This is a genomic window from Streptomyces sp. UH6, assembly GCF_013421635.1.
Taxonomy (GTDB): Bacteria; Actinomycetota; Actinomycetes; order Streptomycetales; family Streptomycetaceae; genus Streptomyces; species Streptomyces abyssomicinicus.
The window spans coordinates 1-2,329 of record NZ_JACADT010000905.1 but is presented as its reverse complement, the minus strand read 5'-3'; the positions used below and the strand labels follow the sequence as shown (position 1 = coordinate 2,329).

General features: G+C 73.4%; 2 protein-coding genes and 1 pseudogene. All 3 read right to left on the bottom strand.

From position 1 onward, the window contains the following. Positions 1–319 (bottom strand): WGR domain-containing protein (locus tag HW445_RS27390; RefSeq protein ID WP_180223558.1); only part of this gene is annotated, 319 nt, incomplete at its 3' end. A gap of 74 nt (positions 320–393) precedes the next feature. Then, positions 394–1,620, bottom strand: a pseudogene (locus HW445_RS27385) (MFS transporter); the annotation flags it as partial. 249 nt (positions 1,621–1,869) lie between these two features. Then, the coding region (locus tag HW445_RS27380; RefSeq protein ID WP_257231322.1) for a VWA-like domain-containing protein at positions 1,870–2,329 on the bottom strand (460 nt) is incomplete at its 5' end.

The window sequence follows — 2,329 nt, the reverse complement described above, 5'->3', positions numbered from 1 at the left end:
CGCCGCCGGTCGACCCGGCGGCCGCTCCGTCGGACGACCGATCGGCCGACCCGTCGACCGGCCCCTCGGCCGACCCACCGCCCCCGGCCTCCACCTCGGCGAAGCCCTTGCGCAGGTACTCCCGCGCCTTGCGCGCGGCGTGACGTCCGGCGTCCGCCACGTCGTCGCGGGTGACCGTCATCCCCCGGCCGCTGCCTCCGGCGACGCCCCACCGGAGGAGACAGCGGATGCCCTCCTGCCGGACCTCCCGGTACTCGGTCCGGCCGTCGGCGGTCCGCTCGAACCGCCGCCACCGCCCCGCCACGTTCTCCGTCTCCACCCGGACAGTGTGCAGGCGGGCGGGATGACGGCCCGCCCGGGGGGTGAACCGGAGTGCGACGCAGTGAACCGCTAGGCGCCCACCGCGGTCACGGCCGGCTCGACGGGCACCGTCTTCTCCCGCGGCCGCTCCGCCTCCCGCACCAGCCGGTGCCCGGTGGCCAGGACGGGCACGGCCAGCAGGAAGGCGAGGGCGCCGACGTAGAAGGGCATCGACAGGTCGGTCGCCTCGGCGATCCGGCCCGCCACGTACGGCGCCAGGCCACCGCCGATGAACCGCACGAACCCGTAGGCGGAGGAGGCCACCGGCCGCTCGACCGGCGAGACCAGCATGACGGCCTGGGTGGTGAGCGTGTTGTTGATCCCGATGAACGCCCCGCTGGCGATCACCGCGACGATCACCACGACCGGGGTGTCGACGCCCGCGGCGACGACCGCCATCAGCGCGCCCAGGCAGACGAGGTTGGCGTACAGCACCGGCGCGGTGCCGAACCTGACCTGGAGCCGCGGGGCCACCAGCACGCTGAACGCTGCCACCAGCAGGCCCCAGCCGGTGAAGACCAGGCCGAGGTCGAAGGCCTCCAGCTCCATCGGGTACGGGGCGTAGCCCAGCATGGTGAAGAAGCCCCAGTTGTAGAGCAGGGCCATCAGTCCCATGGTCAGCAGCCCGCGGTGGCGCAGTGCCTTCAGCGGCGCGATCGGCGAGGTGGGGCGTTCGGGCCGCGGCGTCGACGGGACGAGGAGGACGGTCGCGATCAGCGCGAGGGCCATGAGGACGGCGACGCCGAAGAACGGGCCCCGCCAGCTGATGTCGCCGAGGACACCGCCGAGCAGCGGCCCCACGGCTATGCCGAGGCCCAGGGCGGTCTCGTAGAGGATGATCGCGCCGCCGAAGCCGCCGCTCGCCGAGGCCACGATCACGGCCAGCGAGGTGGCGATGAACATGGCGTTGCCCAGGCCCCAGCCGGCCCGGAAGCCGACGATGCCGTTGATGGAGTCGGTCGCGCCGGCGAGCGCCGCGAAGACCACGATGACGGCCAGTCCCACCACCAGGGTGCGCTTGGCGCCGATCCTGCTGGAGATCCAGCCGACGAACAGCATCGCGACCGCGGTGACGATCAGATAGCTGCTGAACAGCAGCGATACCTGGCTCGCGGAGGCGTGGAGGTTCTCCGCGAGGGCGGGCAGGATCGGGTCGACCAGGCCGATGCCCATGAAGGAGATGACGCAGGCGAACGCGACGGCCCACACCGCTCTCGGCTGTCGGAACGGGCTCCCGGTCTCCCCTGACGGCGCGCTCATGATGCGGTGTCCTTTCCGGTTCTGCGGGCCACGCGACCGACTGCCGCGAGGGCGGGACCCGAACAGTTAGGTGCAACATACATCTAATAGCGCGGAGGGAGGCCGCCCTCGACGGGAGTTGGCGGACCCCTGACCCGCTTTTTACTTCCCGCCGGTACGGCGCCGCCACAGCGGCCGAAGCGGCAGGACCGGCCCGAGCGGCCCGAGCGGCCCGAGCGGCGGGAGCAGCGGGCTCGGCCTGACCTGCCCCTAACCGATCTCCACCACCCGCGCCCAGTCCGGCGGGAGGTCGGGGACGTGATCGGGGTTGTCCTCCGAGTACGACGGCGCGCGGGGGAAGAGGCCCACCACCGTGCGGCAGGGCGGACGGTGGTCGGGCCACGGGGTCTGACCGTCGGTCAGCGCGACGACGACGTCCGGGCGCGGCCGCGCCTCCAGGGCCGTCGCGAACCCCTCGCGCAGGTCCGTGCCGCCTCCGCCGAGCAGCGTGATGCCCTCCCCCCGGCACAGCGGGCCCACCTTCCTGGCCGCCGCGTCACAGCTGACCACGGACACCAGGTCCCGTCGGCCGCCCACCGCGCGCGAGATGGCGGTCACCTCCAGCAGGGCGCTGCCGAGTTCCGCGTCGCTCACCGAACCGGAGGTGTCGACGACCACCGTCACCCGCGGCGGGCGGCGGCGCAGGCTCGGCAGGACGACCCCGGGCAGC